General features: G+C 70.8%; 17 protein-coding genes. 9 read left to right on the top strand and 8 right to left on the bottom strand.

The genetic code is table 11. The annotated features are described in order from the left end of the window. Window positions 1-171: 171 nt before the first annotated feature. Together ACH41F_RS10315 and ACH41F_RS10310 are read left to right on the top strand one after the other, a co-directional pair. Entirely contained in the window at window positions 172-1,998 is a 1,827-nt protein-coding gene (locus ACH41F_RS10315) for an AMP-binding protein (protein ID WP_391239535.1), read from the top strand. Between the two features lie 109 nt (window positions 1,999-2,107). Beyond that, a complete protein-coding gene (locus ACH41F_RS10310; RefSeq protein WP_391239532.1) occupies window positions 2,108-2,944 on the top strand; it encodes an aldo/keto reductase in 837 nt (278 codons plus the stop codon). Window positions 2,945-3,016: 72 nt separating this feature from the next. Here ACH41F_RS10310 and ACH41F_RS10305 read toward each other — a convergent pair whose 3' ends face one another. The 4 genes from ACH41F_RS10305 to ACH41F_RS10290 form a co-directional block, all read right to left on the bottom strand. Next, complete coding sequence (locus ACH41F_RS10305) at window positions 3,017-3,718, bottom strand: SDR family oxidoreductase (protein ID WP_398834242.1); 702 nt, start codon at window positions 3,716-3,718, stop codon at window positions 3,017-3,019. A 260-nt stretch (window positions 3,719-3,978) separates the two neighbouring features. Beyond that, window positions 3,979-4,899, bottom strand: a complete 921-nt coding sequence (locus ACH41F_RS10300; RefSeq protein ID WP_398834240.1) for a class I SAM-dependent methyltransferase — start codon at window positions 4,897-4,899, stop codon at window positions 3,979-3,981. A 168-nt stretch (window positions 4,900-5,067) separates the two neighbouring features. Beyond that, complete coding sequence (locus ACH41F_RS10295) at window positions 5,068-6,780, bottom strand: glycoside hydrolase family 6 protein (protein WP_398834238.1); 1,713 nt, start codon at window positions 6,778-6,780, stop codon at window positions 5,068-5,070. Window positions 6,781-6,912: 132 nt separating this feature from the next. After that, window positions 6,913-7,131, bottom strand: a complete 219-nt coding sequence (locus ACH41F_RS10290; protein ID WP_398834236.1) for a hypothetical protein — start codon at window positions 7,129-7,131, stop codon at window positions 6,913-6,915. 314 nt (window positions 7,132-7,445) lie between these two features. Between ACH41F_RS10290 and ACH41F_RS10285 the strand changes: the two genes are divergently transcribed. Together ACH41F_RS10285 and ACH41F_RS10280 are read left to right on the top strand one after the other, a co-directional pair. Continuing rightward, window positions 7,446-10,361, top strand: a complete 2,916-nt coding sequence (locus ACH41F_RS10285) for a glycoside hydrolase family 48 protein (RefSeq protein WP_398834234.1) — start codon at window positions 7,446-7,448, stop codon at window positions 10,359-10,361. A 280-nt stretch (window positions 10,362-10,641) separates the two neighbouring features. Next, complete coding sequence (locus tag ACH41F_RS10280) at window positions 10,642-13,296, top strand: cellulose binding domain-containing protein (RefSeq protein WP_398834232.1); 2,655 nt, start codon at window positions 10,642-10,644, stop codon at window positions 13,294-13,296. A 173-nt stretch (window positions 13,297-13,469) separates the two neighbouring features. Here the strand turns inward: ACH41F_RS10280 and ACH41F_RS10275 are convergent, their stop codons facing one another. After that, complete coding sequence (locus ACH41F_RS10275) at window positions 13,470-14,420, bottom strand: helix-turn-helix transcriptional regulator (RefSeq protein WP_398834230.1); 951 nt, start codon at window positions 14,418-14,420, stop codon at window positions 13,470-13,472. 62 nt (window positions 14,421-14,482) lie between these two features. Here ACH41F_RS10275 and ACH41F_RS10270 point away from each other — a divergent pair, with 62 nt between their 5' ends. Continuing rightward, entirely contained in the window at window positions 14,483-14,962 is a 480-nt protein-coding gene (locus tag ACH41F_RS10270; RefSeq protein ID WP_398834228.1) for a hypothetical protein, read from the top strand. Beyond that, window positions 14,959-15,435 (top strand): hypothetical protein, encoded by a 477-nt coding sequence (locus ACH41F_RS10265; protein WP_391239505.1) that lies wholly within the window; start codon window positions 14,959-14,961, stop codon window positions 15,433-15,435. The genes ACH41F_RS10270 and ACH41F_RS10265 overlap by 4 nt, the downstream gene beginning before the upstream one ends. Here ACH41F_RS10265 and ACH41F_RS10260 read toward each other — a convergent pair. Both ACH41F_RS10260 and ACH41F_RS10255 read right to left on the bottom strand, forming a co-directional pair. Continuing rightward, a complete protein-coding gene (locus ACH41F_RS10260; RefSeq protein WP_391239503.1) occupies window positions 15,404-16,141 on the bottom strand; it encodes a methyltransferase domain-containing protein in 738 nt (245 codons plus the stop codon). The genes ACH41F_RS10265 and ACH41F_RS10260 overlap by 32 nt on opposite strands. A 1-nt stretch (window position 16,142) precedes the next feature. Beyond that, a complete protein-coding gene (locus ACH41F_RS10255; protein WP_391239500.1) occupies window positions 16,143-16,448 on the bottom strand; it encodes a 4a-hydroxytetrahydrobiopterin dehydratase in 306 nt (101 codons plus the stop codon). Between the two features lie 253 nt (window positions 16,449-16,701). On the opposite strand from ACH41F_RS10255, the gene ACH41F_RS10250 reads away from it, so the two are divergent. Continuing rightward, window positions 16,702-17,526, top strand: a complete 825-nt coding sequence (locus tag ACH41F_RS10250; protein WP_398834225.1) for a helix-turn-helix domain-containing protein — start codon at window positions 16,702-16,704, stop codon at window positions 17,524-17,526. Here ACH41F_RS10250 and ACH41F_RS10245 read toward each other — a convergent pair. Next, entirely contained in the window at window positions 17,508-17,933 is a 426-nt protein-coding gene (locus ACH41F_RS10245; RefSeq protein ID WP_391239495.1) for a hypothetical protein, read from the bottom strand. The two genes, ACH41F_RS10250 and ACH41F_RS10245, sit on opposite strands and share 19 nt — an antisense overlap. 240 nt (window positions 17,934-18,173) lie before the next feature. Here ACH41F_RS10245 and ACH41F_RS10240 point away from each other — a divergent pair, with 240 nt between their 5' ends. Then, window positions 18,174-19,037, top strand: coding sequence for a Scr1 family TA system antitoxin-like transcriptional regulator (locus tag ACH41F_RS10240; protein ID WP_391239492.1), 864 nt, complete (start codon window positions 18,174-18,176; stop codon window positions 19,035-19,037). A 106-nt stretch (window positions 19,038-19,143) separates the two neighbouring features. Beyond that, window positions 19,144-19,959 (top strand): SAM-dependent methyltransferase, encoded by an 816-nt coding sequence (locus tag ACH41F_RS10235; protein ID WP_398834222.1) that lies wholly within the window; start codon window positions 19,144-19,146, stop codon window positions 19,957-19,959. The last annotated feature ends 64 nt before the right edge of the window (window positions 19,960-20,023 follow it).

Below are 20,023 nucleotides of genomic sequence, written 5' to 3'. Positions count from 1 at the left end.
GTTTTCTGTCCGACCCTTCCCCATGTGAGCGCATTTTCCTGCGCTGACCTGTGCGTACCCGCACCGGGCCCGGAGCCGCACCCCCTCCCGCCCCGAGGCAAGGTGGGGTAGCTTTCACGGCGCTATACAGAACGTCATCAGGAGCGGGGACCGAGGGAGCGGGAGCGGGGTTTGCGCGAGTTCACCAACCCTCCGTTGGCGTTGCCGGCCCCCGTGGGCGGACTGGCCGACGTCGTCTACCGGCGCGCCCAGGAGGACCCGCGGCACATCGCGCTCGGCCGCAAGGACGCGCAGGGCCGGTGGCAGGACGTCACCTCCGCGGAGTTCCGGGACGAGGTCCTCGCGCTCGCCAAGGGACTGCTCGCCCAGGGCGTCCGGTTCGGCGACCGGGTCGCCATCATGTCCCGCACCCGCTACGAGTGGACCCTGTTCGACTACGCCCTGTGGACCATCGGCGCCCAGGTGGTGCCGATCTACCCCACCTCCTCGGCCGAGCAGTGCTTCTGGACGCTGTACGACGCCGAGTGCACGGCCGCCGTGGTGGAGCACGAGGACCACGCCATGACGATCGCCACCGTCATCGACCGGCTGCCGCACCTGCACCGGCTGTGGCAGCTGGACGCCGACGCGGTGCACGAGCTGTACGACGCCGGGGCCGCCATCGACGACGAGGTGGTGCACCGGCACCGGCAGGCGGTCACCCCGGACTCGGTCGCCACGATCATCTACACCTCGGGCACCACCGGCCGCCCCAAGGGCTGCGTCATCTCGCACGGCAGCTTCATGTGGGAGGCCGACACGGTCGCCGAGCACTGGGAGCCGGTGTTCCACTCCAAGAAGGGCGACGAGGCGGCCACCTTGCTGTTCCTGCCGCTCGCCCACGTCTTCGGGCGGATGGTGGAGGTGGCCGCGATCACGCGCGGGGTGCGCTTCGGCCACCAGCCGCAGCTCAACGCGGCGGCCCTGCTGCCGGACCTGGCCGCGTTCAAGCCGACGTTCATCCTCGCGGTGCCGTACATCTTCGAGAAGGTGTTCAACGCCGCCCGCCGCAGGGCCGAGAAGGAGGGCAAGGCGGGGCCGTTCGAGAAGGCCGTCGAGGTCGCGGTGAAGTACGCGGAGGCCATCGAGGCCAAGGCCTGGGGCATCGGCCCGGGCCCCTCGGCGGGGCTGCGCGTGCAGCACCAGCTCTTCGACAAGCTCGTCTACGCCAAGGTGCGCGCCGCGATGGGCGGCCGGATCCGCAACGCGATGTCCGGCGGCTCGGCGATGGACCGCCGGCTCGGGCTGTTCTTCGCGGGCGCGGGCGTGCAGATCTACGAGGGGTACGGCCTGACCGAGTCCACGGCGGCGGCGACCGCCAACCCGCCCGGCCGTACCCGCTACGGCACGGTCGGACAGCCCGTCCCCGGCGTCACCGTGCACATCGCGGACGACGGGGAGATCTGGCTGAACGGCCCCAACGTCTTCCAGGGCTACCTCAACAACCAGAAGGCCACCGACGAGACCCTGCACGACGGCTGGCTCGCCACCGGCGACCTGGGCTCCCTGGACGCGGACGGCTTCCTCACCATCACCGGCCGCAAGAAGGAGATCCTCGTCACCTCCGGCGGCAAGAGCGTGGCGCCCGGGCTGCTGGAGGAGCGGGTCAGGGACCATCCGCTGGTCGCCCAGTGCATCGTCGTGGGCAACGACCGGCCCTACATCGCCGCCCTGGTCACCCTCGACCAGGAGGCCGTCGAGCACTGGCTGGCGATGCGCGGCAAGGCGCGCATGACGGCCTCCGAGCTGGTGCGCGACGCGGATCTGGAGGCCGAGGTGCGGCGGGCCGTGGTCGCCGCGAACACGCTGGTCTCGCAGGCCGAGTCGATCCGGACGTTCCGGATCCTCGCGCAGCCGTTCACCGAGGAGCACGGGCTGCTCACCCCGTCCCTGAAGCTGAAGCGCAGGGCGATCGAGACGACGTACGCCAACGAGGTCGAGGCCCTGTACCGGGCCTGAGCGAGTTTCCGGCGAATTCCGTCCGATTCCGCGGTCAGGAATGCATCAGGCCCCCTGATCGTTGACGATGGGAGTACCACCTGTCGACAACGTTAAGGATCAACAGCTCGTGAGCAGCAAGGTCCCCTCGATCACCCTCAACAACGGCGTGGAGATGCCCCAGCTGGGCTTCGGAGTCTGGCAGGTGCCCGACGACGAGGCCGAGCAGGCGGTCAGCACCGCTCTGGAGGCCGGGTACCGCAGCATCGACACAGCGGCGATCTACGGCAACGAAGAGGGCACCGGCAAGGCGATCGCCGCCTCCGGTCTCCCGCGCGAGGACATCTTCGTCACCACCAAGCTCTGGAACAGCGACCAGGGCCACGACGCCACGCTGCGCGCCTTCGACACCTCGCTGGCGAAGCTCGGCCTGGACTACGTGGACCTGTACCTCATCCACTGGCCCACGCCGGAGCGGGACTTGTACGTCGAGACGTACAAGGCGTTCGAGAAGCTCCAGGCCGACGGCCGTGTCCGGGCCATCGGTGTGTCCAACTTCGAGCCCGCGCACCTCGAGCGGCTGATCGCCGAGACGTCCGTCGTCCCGGCCGTCGACCAGATCGAGCTGCACCCGCACCTCCAGCAGCGCGCGGCCCGCGACTACCACGCGGAGCAGGGCATCGCGACCGAGGCCTGGTCGCCGCTCGGCCAGGGCAAGGGCCTCCTGGAGGTCCCGGCGGTCGTGGCCATCGCCCGCAAGCACGAGCGCACCCCGGCCCAGGTCGTCCTGCGCTGGCACCTTCAGCTGGGCAACATCGTGATCCCCAAGTCCGTGACGCCGTCCCGGATCAAGGAGAACATCGAGGTCTTCGACTTCACCCTGGACACCGAGGACCTGGCCGCGATCAGCGCGCTGAACGAGGACCGCCGACTGGGCCCGGACCCGTCGACGTTCAACGCGGCCTGACCGCACAGCACGTGGAGGCCCGGGCGGTGACACACCGCCCGGGTCTTCGCGCTGGGGCCGGGCCCGCGTCCGTCAGTTGGGCTGCCCGATCGGCCGTACGACGACGGTGTTGACGTCGACCCCCTCGGGCTGCCGGATCGCCCACACGATCGAGTCGGCGAGCTGGTCGGCGGTGAGGAGATGGCCGGGCGGGAGGCTGCCGTAGCTGTCCCAGAACGGCGTCTCGACCCGGCCGGGGGCGATGAGGGTCACCCCGACGCCCCACTCGGTGACCTGGCGGCGGGTGTTCTCGGCGAGGCCGGTCACCGCCCACTTCGTCGCGCCGTAGATGTTCCCCGGCGTGGGCACGAACCCGGCGACACTGCCGACCAGCACGATCCGGCCGCGGGTCTCCTTGAGGGCGTCGACGGAGGCGCGGATGAGCAGCGCCGGTCCGAGCACATTGGTCAGCACCATCTCGGTCCAGCCGGCGGGGTCCCCCTCGGCAACCGAGTCATGGGTGGCGATGCCCGCGTTGCCGACGACGGTGTCCAGCCGCCCGAACTCCTCCAGCGTACGGTCCACCGCCGACCGCACGCTGTCGTAGTCGGCGGCGTCACCGACGAGCGTCAACAACCCCTCGGGGTCACCGAGTTCCTGGGCGAAGCCGCGCAGCCGCTCCTCGCCGCGCCCGGTCACGGTGACCCGGTACCCGGCCCCGAGCAGCTGCCGCGCGACCGCGGCGCCGATACCACTGCCGCCGCCCGTGACGAGTGCGACCGGAGAGTCGGTCATGGTTGCCCCCTGTGATGTCCCGCGGGGTTTCCCGCGGAGGCCGATGCGCCGCGGGGTCATGGTTCCCCACGGATGCCGATGTCCCGCGGCTGCCGGTCTCCTGCCGAGACCCGTCTCCTGCGGATGCCGGGGAGTAGATCACTTGGAGCCTTCTCGAAGTCAAGTGCCGCAGGTGTCACGGTATTTCGACGCGGGGAGGTAACGCCGCCACTGCGCCGCGGTCGGACCGCCTTCCGCCCGGACGGGACGTCGCTGACGGTTCAGGCCGCGCGGGCGGCCGTGTGTACCGTGCGGGCCGTCAGGACGAAGACGTCGGGGCGGTGGTGGACGCTCGCCTTGTCGTCCGGGTCCACGAGTCGGTCGAGGGTGGCGATGTCGTCCGGGTCGAGGCGTTCGCCGAGGACGTCGCGCATCCGGGTCAGGGTCGCGACGGCGCACCTGCGTGCCCGGTCGGTGGTCGGGGCGGGCAGGTCCAGCAGGAAGCTGCGGCTGCCGGTGTGTTTGAGGCCGACGGACGTGAGCAGGGCGGGCCAGTCCTCGACCTCGGCGACCGCGCCGGGCAGAGCGGCCCGCATCTCGGCGAACCACTCCTCGTGCACCGCGTCGAGCCGGGCCGCCAGGCCCGGCTTGCCGATGCCGATGTCCCGCGGCAGGTACCGCGTGGGCAGGCCGCCCTCCAGCAGCGCCAGCGTGCCGCCCGGGGCGAGGCGGTCGGCGAACGCGGCGAGGGCGGCCCGCTGGTCACCGAGGTGGTGCAGGCTCCAGCTGGCCCAGAGCAGGTCGGCCGGGTAGTCCAAGTCGTCGAGCACGCCGGGCAGTTCACCGGCGAGGGTGCTGAAGCGGTCGGCGACGCCGAGGCGGCCGGCCCGGTCGCGGGCCCGCTCCAGGAGCGGCTCGGAGCTGTCGACGGCGACGATCCGGGCGCCGGTGAAGGTCTCGGCCAGCAGACACGAGACGACGCCCGGGCCGCTGCCCGCGTCCACGATCAGCCCGGGTTCGGTCTGCCGTTTGGCGAGCCATGCCGTCGCCCGTTCGTACAGCGGGGTGTACAGCTCCGCCTGGTCCTCCAGGAGCGGGGCCATCTCGGCCCAGTCGATGTCGGTGTGGTCGTGGTGGTGACCGGGCCGGTCCTCGTGGTGGTGATCGTGCTCGCCGTGCTGGTCCTGGTGATCGTGCGCCATGGGGTCAGCCTCTCGTCCGGGTGCGACCAGCGTGCGCCGACGCACCGTGCGGAGGCCAGTACTGTTGCCGAGGCGGCAAAAAACGGGGGTGCGGATTCCCTGGAGAGTCCAGGTCGCGGTCCGCCGGGGCCCGGCGTGGGGGAAGTCCGGGCCCCGACGTTCAGCCGCTTACGACAGCGGCGGGTAGGCGTTCTGCATCAGCTGCTGGAACTGCGCGGAGAACCAGTGGCCGGACAGCGGCGCGTTGGGCAGGGCGCCGGACAGGTTGTTGCCGTTGCGCGGGTTGCCGGTGTACGTGGGGTCGCACATCCGGTCGAAGCCCTTGCCCTCGTTGTTGTCGATGACCGAGCTCGCACCGTCGGACTCACCCGGGGGCTTCACCCACACGTATGCGTCGATCCCGGCGGCGGGGGCCGCCTTCGGACGCTCACCGAGACCGGCTCCGGACTGGTTGCACCAGTTGCCGACGTGGATGCGACGGTCGTAGCGGCCGCCGTTGACGTACGCGTCGACGTCGGTCATCGGTCCCGGGCCGGTGGGCCGGGCGGTGCCGCCCCAGCCGTTGCGGGAGGTGTCGATCAGCATGCCGATGCCGGAGTTGAAGCCGACCGACACCAGCTGGTTCCGGAACGCCTGGGCGTACGACAGCTCGTCGGTGTACCGGTTCCAGTCGACCCACTTGGACTCCCGCACGGACTTGCCGCCGACGGAGTCGTTGATGGAGAAGTTGTTCTCCTTCAGGGCGCTGTAGTTGGCCGTGTTGGTGATGAACCCGTGGACGTCGTTGACGGTGGCGCCCTCGGTGGTGGCCGCCTCCTTCATGATGGCCGCGCTGGGGGCGAAGTTGTCGTCCCAGCCGAGCCAGCCGTGGTGTCCCGCGTCGACGTAGTTGTAGACGTTGGGCACGTCACCGAGCTTGTTGAGGGCGTACCCCACGCCCTTCTGGTAGTTGCCGTTGGCCTTCATCACGTCGCACTGCGGGGTGGCCGTCGGACGGCTGCCGGTGTTGGTGACGAGGTTGGGCAGCGAGTCGATCTCGACCGTGGTGACGATCCGCAGCGAGGCGTACTTGGGGTCGGCGAAGATCGCGGCGATCGGGTCGATGTACTGCGTCTTGTACTTGTCGATCTCCGTCGGGCCGAGCTCGCCGTTGGAGGCGAGGGCGGAGCAGTCCCGGCCGGGCAGGTTGTAGATCACGAACTGGACGACGAGTTCGCCGGAGCCCTTCTGCCGCAGCGCCTCGTCGAGATGGGCGCGCACTCCCATGCCGCCGCTCACCCCGTTGATGGCCGCCGTCCGGTCCAGCCACACCGCGGTGGGCTGGTTGGCGATACGGCTGCCACCCGGCTCGGCGGCCGCCTTGGCGGACCACTCCGGGTTCACGTACACCTTGGCGCCGCTGTACGGGTTGTCGACCCGGGTGCCGGTGCCGGGGTCCGGCGGGTCCGTCGGGCCGCCACCGCCGTCGACGTTGCAGGTCACCCCGTCGAGGGTGAAGGTGGCCGGGATCGCGTTGGTGCCGCTGTAGGTGCCCTGGAAGCCGAAGCTGGTCGAACCGCCGGTGGCGAGCGTGCCGTTGTAGCTCTCGTTGGCGGCGGTGACGGCCGTCCCGCTCTGGGTGATCTTCGCGTTCCAGCCGCTGGTGACCTTCTGGCTGCCGGCGTACGACCACTTGACCGCCCAACTGCTCTTGGCGGCACCGTTGTTGGTGATCGTGACCGCGGCGGTGAAGCCGGAGCCCCAGTCGTTCTGGATCTTGTAGTCCACGGTGCAGGGGACGGCGGCCGCCCCGACGTCGGCGGGGTTGACGGCCAGCGCCGTCCCGGAGGCCCCGGCGACCAGGGCCATGGCTGCGAGGAGCGCGGTTCTGGTGCGACTCATGAGTGGGGGTTTCCTTCTCGGTTGCGAGGTGCTCGGATCTCGGTCGTGCGAGAGGGGGTTGTCCGTGCAGGGTGTGCGGGTGAGCGCGCAGCCCGATGCCGTACGTCGTCGGCGTACCGTCGTAACGGGAGATCAGGGCTGGTCCGCAGGAGCGGTTCCCCGGATGCCGTCGCCCGGCACACGACGGCACTCGCCGCCGGACCGGTTGACGTCGAGGGGACGTCGGGTGGGGCCGTCGGCGTCGCCGAGCTTGCACCCGGCGTTCCGGCCCTGGTCGAGCTTCTGACCGCCCATCAGGTCGAAGGCGGGGCTCCAACTGCGCCTAACGGCGGTGTTGTCGGTGGCCGTCACGGACCCGAGCGGGGTCACGTCGGCGCTGACGGCTAAAAGTACTGAACGCGGGGGGTGTCGCATGAGCGACTCCTTGCAGCTCAGCGCGCCGTGACGGACGCGTCGACTGATGGAACCGCTCCCACTGGTGCTTTTGAAGCTAGCGCCACGGGACGGCAAAGAACAGAGGAGTCACTTGACTTTTCCTGAGCCGCCTTCGTCGAATCGTTTCGACTCTTCAAGCATCTTGACCCCCCACACCCACGTCCTCACTATGGGAGCGCTCCCACTGGTTCAAGCCTTGACTTCTCCGAGCCGCAAGGAGGGACCAGCACATGCCCCCCAGAAAGAGACGCCGGACTGCCCGGCGCTTGTGGACGGCCGTCGCGGCCGCCCTGGCCCTGCCGATCACGATGTTGAGCACGGGTTCAACTCCCGCACAGGCAGCAGCAGTTCAGTGCAGCGTCGACTACAAGACCAACGACTGGGGCTCCGGCTTCACCACGGACGTGACGATCACCAACCGTGGTACGGACGCCATCAGCGGCTGGACCCTCACCTACGCCTACGCGGGCAACCAGAAACTGAGCAACGGCTGGAACGGCACCTGGTCCCAGTCCGGTCAGAACGTCACGGTGAAGAACGCGTCGTACAACGCGAACATCGCGGCCGGCGCCGCGGTCTCCACCGGCGCGCAGTTCAGCTACAGCGGCACGAACGCCGCTCCGACCTCCTTCGCGATCAACGGCACCTCCTGCACCGGCGCCCACCAGCCGCCGATCACGGTCCTGACCAGCCCGGCAGCGGGCGCCGTCTACACGCAGGGCAGCGCCGTCCCGCTCGCGGCGACCGCCGCCGCCGCGGACGGGGCGACGATCAGCAAGGTGGAGTTCTACGACGACACCACGCTGCTCGGCACCGACACGACCGCGCCGTACTCGCTCTCGGCCTCAAGCTTGACCGTGGGCAGTCATTCGCTGGTGGCGAAGGCGTACGACAGTCTGGGCGCCTCGGCGTCCTCGACACCGGTCGGCATCACGGTCGCCTCGGGTCCCGCCGTGGTGGCCTCGGCCACCCAACTCGCCGTGCAGCAGGGCAAGACGGGCACCTTCGGGGTGCGGCTGTCGACACAGCCGTCCGCGAACGTGACGGTGACGACCGCTCGCACGAGCGGCAACACGGGTCTGTCCGTGACCGGCGGGGCCTCCCTGACCTTCACCCCGTCGAACTGGAACACCGCCCAGAACGTCACCATCACGGCAGCCGCCACCGGCACCGGCGCGGCGACCTTCGAGTCGACGGCCACCGGTCACGCGAAGTCGTCGGTGACGGTCACCCAGATCGAGGCGGCGGGTGAGTACGACGCCCGCTTCCTGGAGCTGTACGGAAAGATCACCAACCCGGCGAACGGCTACTTCTCCCCCGAGGGCATCCCCTATCACTCGGTGGAGACTCTGATCGTCGAGGCTCCGGACCACGGTCACGAGACCACCTCGGAGGCCTACAGCTACCTGCTGTGGCTGCAGGCCATGTACGGCAAGGTGACCGGCGACTGGTCCAAGTTCAACGGTGCCTGGGAGATCATGGAGAAGTACATGATCCCCACGCACGCCGACCAGCCGACCAACTCCTTCTACAACGCCTCCAAGCCGGCGACCTACGCCCCCGAGCTGGACACGCCCAACGAGTACCCGGCGAAGCTGGACTCCGGGGTGCCGGCGGGGTCGGACCCGATCGCCGGTGAGCTGAAGTCCGCGTATGGCACGGACGACATCTATGGCATGCACTGGCTCCAGGACGTCGACAACGTCTACGGCTTCGGCAACTCGCCCGGCAAGTGCGAGGCGGGTCCGACGGACACCGGCCCGTCGTACATCAACACCTTCCAGCGCGGCGCGCAGGAGTCGGTGTGGGAGACGGTTCCGCAGCCGACCTGCGACGCCTTCAAGTACGGCGGCAAGAACGGCTACCTGGACCTGTTCACCGGTGACTCCTCGTACGCCAAGCAGTGGAAGTTCACCAACGCCCCGGACGCCGACGCCCGCGCCGTGCAGGCCGCCTACTGGGCCGACAAGTGGGCCGACGCGCAGGGCAAGGGCAGCCAGATCTCCGCGACCGTGGCCAAGGCCGCGAAGATGGGCGACTACCTCCGCTACTCGATGTACGACAAGTACTTCAAGAAGATCGGCAACTGCGTCGGTCCGTCCACCTGCCCGGCCGGCACCGGCAAGGACGCCTCGATGTACCTGCTGTCCTGGTACTACGCCTGGGGCGGTGCCACCGACACCTCGGCGGGCTGGGCCTGGCGCATCGGCTCCAGCCACGCGCACGGCGGCTACCAGAACCCGATGGCCGCGTACGCCCTGAGCAATTACGCCGACCTGAAGCCCAAGTCGGCGACGGGCGCGGCGGACTGGGGCACCTCGCTGACCCGGCAGATCGAGTTCTACCGCTGGCTCCAGTCCAACGAGGGCGCCATCGCGGGCGGTGCGACCAACAGCTGGGCGGGCCGCTACGCGACCCCGCCGGCCGGCAAGTCGACCTTCTACGGCATGTACTACGACCAGCAGCCCGTCTACCACGACCCGCCGTCCAACCAGTGGTTCGGCTTCCAGGCGTGGTCGATGGAGCGGGTGGCGGAGTACTACCAGCAGACGGGCAACGCGGCCGCGAAGACCGTCCTGGACAAGTGGGTCGACTGGGCGCTCGACCACACCACCATCAACCCCGACGGCACCTACCAGATCCCCTCGACACTCCAGTGGTCGGGCCAGCCCGACACCTGGAACCCGTCAAGTCCCGGCGCCAACAGCGGACTTCACGTCACCGTCGCGGACTACACCAACGACGTGGGCGTGGCCGCGGCGTACGCCAAGACCCTGACGTACTACGCGGACCGCTCCGGTGACACCGCCGCCGCGAACACGGCGAAGGCGCTGCTGGACGGCATGTGGGACAACTACCAGGACGCCCTGGGCATCGCCGTGCCGGAGAACCGGGCCGACTACAACCGGTTCGACGACACGGTGTACATCCCGAGCGGCTGGACCGGCACCATGCCCAACGGCGACGCCATCAACTCCTCGTCCACCTTCGCGTCCATCCGGTCCTTCTACAAGAGCGACCCGGCCTGGTCGAAGATCGAGGCGTATCTCAAGGGCGGCGCGGTGCCGTCGTTCACGTATCACCGGTTCTGGGCCCAGGCGGACATCGCCCTGGCCATGGGGTCGTACGCGGAGCTTCTCGAATAGCCCCCGCGAAGCGCTCCGCGGGGCGCGCCGTGCTCGACTGCGGGTCCGTTGTGGCTGGTCGCGCAGTTCCCCGCGCCCCTTCCGGGGCGCGGGACAGGCACCGCTCGTTCCGCGGAACCGCTTAAGAGCCCGCGTACGAGGTCTCGCCACCTGACGGCGAGGCCGACTCGCCGGGCGGCCCCCTCCCGCACTGGGGGTCGCCCGGCACCTCTCACCCCACCTGGTAAGCGCTTGCTATTCGCACTTTCCCCTCCCCCTCACGTCCCGGAAAGGACCCCCCGTGCGAAGAACACGCATCCTCACGGCCGCGCTGGCGCTCGCGGCCGGCCTGCTCGCGGGCACCCCGCCGGCACTCGCCGCCGACAGCGCGAAGCCGGCCCTCGCCGCCGACACCTACTCCTGGAAGAACGCCCGGATCGACGGCGGCGGATTCGTCCCCGGCATCGTCTTCAACCGCAGCGAGAAGAACCTCGCCTACGCCCGCACCGACATCGGCGGCGCCTACCGCTGGCAGCAGTCGAGCAAGACCTGGACCCCGCTGCTGGACTCGGTCGGCTGGAACGACTGGGGGCACACCGGCGTGGCGAGCATCGCCACCGACTCGGTGAACCCCGACAGGGTGTACGCGGCCGTCGGTACGTACACCAACAGCTGGGACCCGGGCAACGGGGCGATCCTGCGCTCCTCCGACCGGGGCGCCAGCTGGGCGAGAACGGACCTGCCGTTCAAGCTCGGCGGCAACATGCCGGGGCGCGGCATGGGTGAGCGCCTGGCGATCGACCCCCACAGGAACAGCGTGCTCTACCTGGGCGCGCCCAGCGGCAAGGGCCTGTGGCGGTCCACGGACTCCGGGGTGACCTGGTCGCAGGTGACGAACTTCCCCAACGTCGGCACCTACGTACAGGACCCCAGCGACACCTCCGGCTACGCCAGCGACAACCAGGGCATCGTCTGGGTCACCTTCGACGAGCGGACCGGCGGCTCCGGCAGCGCGACGCAGACGATCTACGTCGGGGTGGCCGACAAGGACAACGCGGTGTACCGCTCCACGGACGGCGGGGCGAGCTGGTCGCGGCTGGCCGGGCAGCCGACCGGCTACCTCGCCCACAAGGGCGTGCTGGACACCGCCAACGGCTATCTGTACCTCGCCTACAGCGACAAGGGCGGCCCCTACGACGGCGGCAAGGGCCGGCTCATGCGGTACGCGACCGCGACCGGCACCTGGACCGACATCAGCCCGGTCGCCGAGGCCGACACGTACTACGGTTTCAGCGGGCTGACCGTCGACCGGCAGCACCCCGGCACGCTGATGGCCACGGCCTACAGCTCCTGGTGGCCGGACACCCAGATCTTCCGCTCCACCGACAGCGGCGCCACCTGGACGCGCGCCTGGGACTACACCTCCTATCCCAACCGCTCGAACCGCTACACCATGGACGTCTCCTCGTCGCCCTGGCTGACCTGGGGCGCGAACCCCTCGCCGCCCGAACAGGCGCCGAAGCTGGGCTGGATGACGGAGGCGCTGGAGATCGACCCGTTCGACTCCGACCGGATGATGTACGGCACGGGCGCGACGGTCTACGGCACGGAGAACCTCACGAACTGGGACTCCGGCAGCCAGTTCACCATCAAGCCGATGGTGCAGGGCCTGGAGGAGACCGCCGTCACCGATCTCGCCGCGCCCCCGTCCGGCGGCGCCCAACTCTTCAGCGCGCTGGGGGACATCGGCGGCTTCCGGCACACGGACCTGACCAAGGTGCCGGCGATGATGTACACCCAGCCCAACTTCACCACGACCACGAGCCTGGACTTCGCCGAGACGAATCCGAACACGGTGGTCCGGGTCGGCGACCTCGACTCCGGGCCGCACATCGCGTTCTCGACGGACAACGGCGCCAACTGGTTCGGCGGCACCGACCCCTCGGGGGTCAGCGGCGGTGGCACGGTCGCGGCGGCCTCCGACGGCAGCCGCTTCGTGTGGAGCCCGGCGGGCACCGGGGTGCAGTACACGACGGGCTTCGGCTCCTCGTGGGCGGCGTCGAGCGGGATCCCCGCCGGTGCGATCGTCGAGTCCGACCGGGTCGATCCGAAGACCTTCTACGGCTTCAAGTCCGGGAAGTTCTACGTCAGTACGGACGGCGGCGCGAGTTTCACCGCCTCGGCCGCCACCGGGCTGCCGAGCGGGGACAGCGTGCGCTTCAAGGCGCTGCCCGGAGGCAAGGGCGACGTGTGGCTGGCGGGCGGCGCGAGTGACGGCGCGTACGGGCTGTGGCACTCGACGAACGGCGGCACGTCCTTCACCAAGCTGGCGGGCGTCGAGCAGGCGGACACCATCGGCTTCGGGAAGGCGGCGACGGGGTCGTCGTACCAGACCCTCTACACCAGCGCGAAGATCGGCGGGGTGCGGGGCATCTTCCGCTCCACGGACCAGGGTTCGACCTGGACGCGCATCAACGACGACGCCCACCAGTGGGGTTGGACGGGTGGCGCGATCACCGGTGACCCGCGCGTGTACGGCCGGGTCTACGTGTCCACGAACGGCCGGGGCGTGATCTACGGCGACTCCTCCGACACGGGCGGGGGCGGCGGTGGGGGCACCGACCCGACCCCCACCGGTGCCTGCGCCGTGACGTACAAGATCACGAACCAGTGGTCGGGCGGTTTCCAGGCGGACGTCCAGCTCAGCAACACGGGCTCGAAGGCCTGGAGCGGCTGGTCGCTCGGCTGGTCCTTCCCGAACGGCCAGAAAATCGGGCAGCTGTGGAACGCCGAGCACACCCAGTCGGGCGCGGCGGTGACGGCCAAGAACGTCAACTGGAACGGCAATGTGGCGGCGGGCGCGTCGGTGAGCTTCGGCTTCACGGGCACCTGGTCGGGCACGAACACCAGACCGACGGCGTTCAAGCTGGGTGACCAGACCTGCACGGTGAGTTGAGCACCGGGGGCGTGTGCCGACCGCGGTACACGCCCCCTCCCGCCCAGGACCCGGCGGGGATGCAGCTGACCGGCGCGTGGGTGCGCGCCCTCCGGGAGGGCGCGCACCCACGCCTGTTCACGGCGTGTGGACCGTCGGTCGCGGGTCCCGTGCGGACGGGAGGGTTCCGCTCCTCAGTGGCCGCCGTGTGCCCCGGAGTTGCCGTACATCTCGGCCAGTCGCGCCACCGTGGCGGCGAGCCGTTCGCGCAGCTCGGGTGGTTCCAGGACCTCCACGTCCGCGCCCATGCGCAGGAACTCGCCGAGGGCATGGTCGGTCGACTCGACGGGGACGGTGGCCAGAGTCCAACCGCCGGTTTCCTCGCGGATGTTCACGGCTCTGGCGATGCGCACGCCCGGCGCCAGCCGCACCACCGCCTCCCCCTGGTACAGCCGCTCGTGGAAGTCGCGCTGGTACGCCGCCCAGTACCCGGCCAGATCGAACTGCCCGGGCCGCTCGAACTCCTCGTCGGACGCGGTGAGTTCCAGAATCTGGTCGACCCGGAAGGTCCGCGGCCCCGGCCCGGCCACGACGTACCAGCGGCCCGCCTTCAGCACCAGCCCGTACGGCTCCAGGCGGCGCTCGACATCGGTGGGAGTGCGCCAACGGCGGTAGACGATGTGCAGCACCCGGTTGTTCCACACCGCGTCGGCGACCGCGGACAGATGCGGCGTCTGCTCGGCCTGCGCGTACCACCCCGGCGCGTCCAGGTGGAAGCGGCCGCTGACCCGGTCGGCGTGCGCGCGCAGCTCCGCCGGCAGCGCGGCCCGCACCTTGAGCTGCGCGGCCGCCAGCACCGACCCCAGTCCCAGCTCGGCGGCCGGACCGGGCGCCCCCGCGAGGAAGAGCGCCTCGGCCTCGTCGGCGGTGAGGCCGGTCAGCCGGGTGCGGTAGCCGTCGAGCAGGCGGTAGCCGCCCGCGTGCCCCGCGTCGCCGTACAGGGGCACACCGGCCGCGCCCAGCGCCTCCACGTCCCGGTAGACCGTGCGCACCGACACCTCCAGCTCCTCGGCGAGCTGGGCGGCGGTCATCCGCCCCCGGGTCTGGAGCAGCAACAGGATCGAGACGAGTCGGCCAGCTTTCACCGTCACAGCGTCGCAGACTTCACTGACACAAGCTGTCAGTGAAGCCGTCGTAGCGTCCCGCCATGGGATTCACCGAGAAACTCCTGACCGTCCCCCCGCCCATCGAGGTGGCGGGCCGGCGGATCAAGCGCTACCACGTCACCTCCGACCCCGCGGGCATCGCCCCCGAGGTGGCGAGGGCGGCGTACGAGATCCTTCCGGAGCTGCTGCCGGAGCCGGACGGCACACCGCCCGCGACCTTCGTGGTGCTGCACCGCGGCGGCGACGACGGCGCCTACCTGAACGCGTACAGCTGGGTGTGGGACAACGTCCTGCACTTCCGGGGCGCCGCCGCCGGCCAGCCCGTGCTCGGCTGCCCGGACGACGATCCCACCCACTTCGTCAGGCCCGACCTGCCCTGGATCGGCTGCGTCTGGGAGCTGCCGCCGATCCGGCACGAGCGGGACGCCTGGGTCCGCCACCTGCTGGCGCCCGAAGTCCCGGACCTGGAGGCCTACGTGGCCGACTCCCTGCCCGCCGGAACCACGGGGGACCGTTCATGAGCAGCGCCCGCGACTTCGACTTCTTCCACGGCGACTGGCAGGTCCACCACCGCCGTCGCACCGACTTCCTCGACCCGGACGGCGGCTGGGAGGAGTTCGCGGGGACCAGCAGCTGCCGGCCGCTGTTCGACGGTGCCGCGAACATCGACGAGATCGACATGCCGCACCTCGGTGCGAAGGGCGCGACCCTGCGGCTCTTCGACCACGACAGCGGGCAGTGGTCGCTGAACTGGGCGTCCAGCCGCGGCGGTTCGGTGGACCCACCGGTCGTGGGACGCTTCGAGGGCGATCGCGGCGCGTTCTACGGCGACGACACCCACGGGGGCGAGGAGGTGCGCGTGCGGTTCGTCTGGTCCGACTGCTCCGCCACCGGGGCCCGTTGGGAACAGGCCTTCTCACGCGACGGCGGGCGGACCTGGCTGACGAACTGGGTCATGGACTTCACTCGGGCTTCCGGAACGCCCGCAGCGTGAACACCGGGTCGGCGCGCGGCCGGTCCTGATCGGGCAGTGCCTCCAGGCGTACGGCGAAGTCCTCCGTGCGCGGGTCGCCCGGCGGGAGCAGCGTGAACCAGCCGCGTCGCAGGTCGGCGGCGGTGCGCCGGGGGCTGCGGCCCCGGCCCGGGAAGCTTGCCCGCCCGGCGGCGACCAGGCCCTGCGCCGCGGCGTGCGCCTCGACACGGGACGCGGCGTCCGGGGCGGGCCGGCGCGGGCGCGGGGCGAGGACGGCGTCGATGTCGCTGCCGACGTCGTGCGCGGCGGCCTTGTCGACGGTGGTCACATACACCCCGCCGGGTCTCAGCACCCGGGCGCACTCGGCGACGATGCTGCGCGCGTCGTCGGCGTCGTCGACCAGATGCAGCAGCCACACGCTGGTCACCGCGTCGAACGTCCCGTCGGGAAAGGGCAGTCGGCGGCCGTCCGCGAGCACGATCGCGCCGGGCAGCCGGGCGGCCGCCATCCGGGCCATGCCGTACGTCAGGTCGGCACCCGCCACCCGCAGCGCGGGCCGGGCCCGGGCCAGCCGCCGGGTGACGATGCCGGTCCCGCAGGCCACGTCGAGGAGGCGGCGGGCACCGTCGGGGACGAGGCCGAGGACGGCGTCGGCGGCCGCGGCGGCGCGGGGCTCGCCGCCGCGGCTGACGTCGTAGGCGTCGGCCTCCTTGTCGTAGTCCAGCACCTCACCGGGCTCCGTGGCCGGGGGCGAGCGCCTCCACCCGCTGCGCGAGCTCGAAGTCCTTCTCGGTCACCGCGCCGCCCACGCTGTGCGTGTTCACCGTCAGGGACACGGTGTTGTAGCCGAGCGTGAGGTCGGAGTGGTGGTCGAGTTCCTCCTGGACCTGGGCGATGTGGACGACCATCGCCGTGGCCGCGAAGTGCGAGGAGAGGCGGTAGGAGCGGGCGAGGCGGTCCCCGTCGAGCGACCAGCCCGGCAGTTCCGCCAGCCGGTCCTCGATCTCCTTCTGCGACAGCGGTTCGAGGGGCATGGGGTCGCTCCTTCCTGGGCGTCGGGTTCCCCTTCAGCCTGCCACACGGGACCCGCCGGAGCCCTGGTCAGAAGGGCCCGCCCTGCCTCCCGCCCCGCTGGTCCGCCCCTGGGTCGTGCACGGCCTGCCTCCGGGCCCACGCCTCGCCGTCCACGGCCTGCTTCAGGACCCACGCCTGCCCTCCCCAGGGCCCGTTCCTCGCCGACCCCGGCCTGCTTCCCCGTCCCGCCCCCTCGTCGTCTACGGTCCTCCTATGACCACCACTGCCGCCGACAAAGCCCATAAGGCCGACAGGCCCGACACAGGCGTCGGCCCCCTGCTGCGGGCCTGGCGGGAGCAGCGCCGGGTCAGTCAGCTGGAGCTGGCGCTGCGTGCCGACTCCTCCGCCCGGCACATCAGCTTCATCGAGACGGGCCGTTCCCGGCCGAGCGAGGAGATGGTGCTGCGGCTGGCCGAGCACCTGGACGTGCCGGTGCGGGAGCGCAACGCCCTGCTGCTGGCGGCCGGTTACGCCCCGCACTACTCCGAGACCCCGCTCGACGACCCGGCGCTGGACGCGGTGCGGGCGGGGATGGAGCGGCTGATCCAGGGCTACGAGCCGTATCCGGCCCTGGTGCTGGACGCGACGTACCAGGTGCTCGCGGCCAACCGGGGCATCCTGATGCTGCTGGACGGTGTCGCGGAGTCGCTGCTCGAACCGCCGCTGAACGCGATGCGGCTGACCCTGCACCCCGAGGGCCTGGCGCCCCGGATCCGCAACCTGCGGGAGTGGCGCGGGCATCTGCTGGCACAGATGGAACGGCAGATCGCGCTGCACCGGTCGCGGCCGTTGCGGGAGCTGTACGAGGAGGTGGCGGCCTATCCGGTGCCCGACACCGGCCCCGGTGAACCCCTGGAGGACGTCCCGTACTTCGCGCTGCCGATGCAGATCGAGATCGGGGGCCGGGTGCTGTCGTTCATCTCGTCCATCGCGACCTTCAACACCCCCATGGACGTGACCGTCGCCGAGCTGGCCATCGAGACGTTCCTCCCGGCCGACCCGGCGACGGTCAAGTACCTTCAGACGCTGGTCTCCTGACGCGCTCTCAGCGCTGCGTACTGGAGGACGGCGAACCCGGCGACGGTGAGCGCCTGAAGGACGGCCCACACCGCGCCCGTCGCGGTCGGCGTCAGCCACAGGGCGAGGGCGAGACAACTCAGGGCGGACCAGGCGAGGTTGGCCTCCACGACGGCTTGGACCGGCAGGGTGGCGGGGCGGGCCCGCGAGCCCAGCAGGCCGACGGCGGCCGCGTACACCGCCAGGAACCCTCCGAGGGCGAGCAGCAGCGCGCGATCGACCCCGAACAGGCGGCCCAGCGGACCGGAGAGGGCCAGGTAGGCGAGGGCGTTGGCGCCGGTCACGACCGCGTCGAGGGCGAGGAAGCGACGCAGCGCGGTGTGCGGGTCGGTGGTGCGGGCGAGGGCGGACAGCTGGGTGGCGGACATGGCGAATCACCCTCCGGCGAGGTCGAGTCGGGGCAGGGACGGATGTCGGACCCGGGTGCCGGACCGGAGTGCGCCGGCCCGGAACCCGGTGTCATCACGATCCCGCGGGGTGGCCGCCGGCGTCGATTACCCCCGGGGTAATGGCCCCACGTGGCGAGCGCCTCACCGTCGATCCTGTGAGACCGGCAGGGGAACATGACACACTGCCCTGCGTACTTCGGCGCGTAGGGGAGGCGTGGCGTGAGTGAGCGGCGTCCTGCGCCCACCGTAGGTCAGGTGGTGCTCGGCAAGCGACTGCAGGAGTTGCGGGAGGCCGTCGGCCTCAAACGCGAGGAGGCCGCCAAGGTCCTGCGCGTGGCACCCGCGACCGTGCGGCGTATGGAGATGGCAGAGGTCGCCCTGAAGATCCCGTACGTGCAGCTGCTGCTGTCCGCGTACGGCGTCTCGCAGGAGGAGGCGGACGCGTTCGTCGCGCTGGCCGAGGAAGCGAACCGACCGGGCTGGTGGCAGCGGTTCCACGACGTCCTGCCGGACTGGTTCAGCATGTACGTGAGCCTGGAGGGCGCCGCCCGCATCATCCGCTCCTACGAACCGCACTTCGTGCCGGGGCTGTTGCAGACCGAGGCGTACGCGCGCGGGGTGATGGAGGCGGGCACCATCGCGCAGCAGGGCTCGGACACCATCGAGCGGCATGTGTCGCTGCGGATGACCCGGCAGCAGCTGCTGGAGCGGCCCGATCCGCCGCACCTGTGGGTGATCATGGACGAGACCGTGCTGTGCCGTCCGGTCGGCCGGGGCGGCGAGGTCATGCGCGAACAGCTCGACAAACTCCTGGAGTTCGCCGAGCGCGACCGGGTCACCCTCCAGGTCGCCGAGTTCGCCGCCGGTCCGCACCCGGGGACGTACGCACCGTTCTCGCTGTTCCGCTTCGCCGAGCCGGAGCTGCCCGACATGGCGTTCACCGAGTACCTGACCGGCGCCCTGTACCTGGACTCCCGCACGGAGGTCTCCGCGCACCTGGAGGTCCTGGACCACATGACGGCACGTGCCGCGTCCGCCGAGCGCACCAAGAAGATCCTGCTGGAGCGCCGCGCGAGCTACTGAGCCGCGCGAAACCGCCTTCCGGCCGCACCAGAGGACTCCCGAGCGAACCCGTCGAGCACCGACGACTCCCGAGCGAACCCGTCGAGCACCGAGGAGAAGACACCCCATGACCGGATCCGAAGCCGCCCCCACCGCCGTCGACACCAGCCGGCCGCATCCGGCGCGGGTGTACGACTGGTGGCTGGGCGGCAAGGACAACTACCCCGTGGACGAGGAGCTCGCCCGCCGGATCCTCGCCACGGACGGCACGGCGGTGCGCGGGGCCCGCGCGAACCGCCGGTTCATGCACCGCGCGGTGCGCACGGTCGCCGAGGCCGGGATACGTCAGTTCCTGGACATCGGCACCGGCATCCCCACCGAGCCCAACCTGCACCAGGTGGCGCAGGAGGTCGCCCCGGACGCCAGGGTCGTGTACGCCGACAACGACCCGATCGTCCTGAGGCATGCGCAGGCGCTGCTGCACAGCACCGCCGAGGGCGCCACGAACTATGTGCACGCCGACGTCCGGGACCCCGACACCATCCTGCGGCTCGCCGCCGAGACCCTGGACTTCTCGCAGCCGGTCGCGCTCTCCCTGGTGGCGCTCACCCACTACCTGAGCGAGGACCCCGACGGGGACGACGTCTACGGCCTGCTCAAGCGGTACGTGGCCGAGCTGGTGCCCGGCAGCTACCTGATCCTGTCGCAGGTCACGCCCGACCTCAGCCCGCAGGCCATCGCCCGGGCCGCCGAGCACTTCCGGGCCGGCGGCACCCCGTTCTACCCGCGCTCCCTGGCCGAGTTCTCCCGCTTCTTCGACGGCCTGGAGCTGCTCGGCCCGGGCGTGATCCCGGTCTCCGGCTGGCGGCCGGGGCCCGAGGACGTGGCGGCCCAGGCGGAGGGCATCGTGCCGGTGTACGCGGGGGTCGCCCGCACGGTGTGACCTGACTCGAACGGGTGCCGCCGACGGGTGCGCTCCCCTGCTCAGCCCTAGCTTCGAAGGCACG

Origin of the sequence: Streptomyces sp. NPDC020489 (assembly GCF_044386545.1) — a bacterium.
GTDB lineage: Bacteria > Actinomycetota > Actinomycetes > Streptomycetales > Streptomycetaceae > Streptomyces.
This window is presented reverse-complemented; position numbering and strand designations above follow the sequence as displayed.

Excerpts from the sequence above, each read along its gene's own strand:
- ACH41F_RS10305 (WP_398834242.1), bottom strand. The coding sequence starts at position 3,718 with ATGACCGACTCTCCGGTCGCACTCGTCACGGGCGGCGGCAGTGGTATC.
- ACH41F_RS10300 (WP_398834240.1), bottom strand. The coding sequence starts at position 4,899 with ATGGCGCACGATCACCAGGACCAGCACGGCGAGCACGATCACCACCAC.
- ACH41F_RS10295 (WP_398834238.1), bottom strand. The coding sequence starts at position 6,780 with ATGAGTCGCACCAGAACCGCGCTCCTCGCAGCCATGGCCCTGGTCGCC.
- ACH41F_RS10285 (WP_398834234.1), top strand. The coding sequence starts at position 7,446 with ATGCCCCCCAGAAAGAGACGCCGGACTGCCCGGCGCTTGTGGACGGCC.
- ACH41F_RS10270 (WP_398834228.1), top strand. The coding sequence starts at position 14,483 with ATGGGATTCACCGAGAAACTCCTGACCGTCCCCCCGCCCATCGAGGTG.
- ACH41F_RS10265 (WP_391239505.1), top strand. The coding sequence starts at position 14,959 with ATGAGCAGCGCCCGCGACTTCGACTTCTTCCACGGCGACTGGCAGGTC.
- ACH41F_RS10255 (WP_391239500.1), bottom strand. The coding sequence starts at position 16,448 with ATGCCCCTCGAACCGCTGTCGCAGAAGGAGATCGAGGACCGGCTGGCG.
- ACH41F_RS10250 (WP_398834225.1), top strand. The coding sequence starts at position 16,702 with ATGACCACCACTGCCGCCGACAAAGCCCATAAGGCCGACAGGCCCGAC.
- ACH41F_RS10245 (WP_391239495.1), bottom strand. The coding sequence starts at position 17,933 with ATGTCCGCCACCCAGCTGTCCGCCCTCGCCCGCACCACCGACCCGCAC.
- ACH41F_RS10235 (WP_398834222.1), top strand. The coding sequence starts at position 19,144 with ATGACCGGATCCGAAGCCGCCCCCACCGCCGTCGACACCAGCCGGCCG.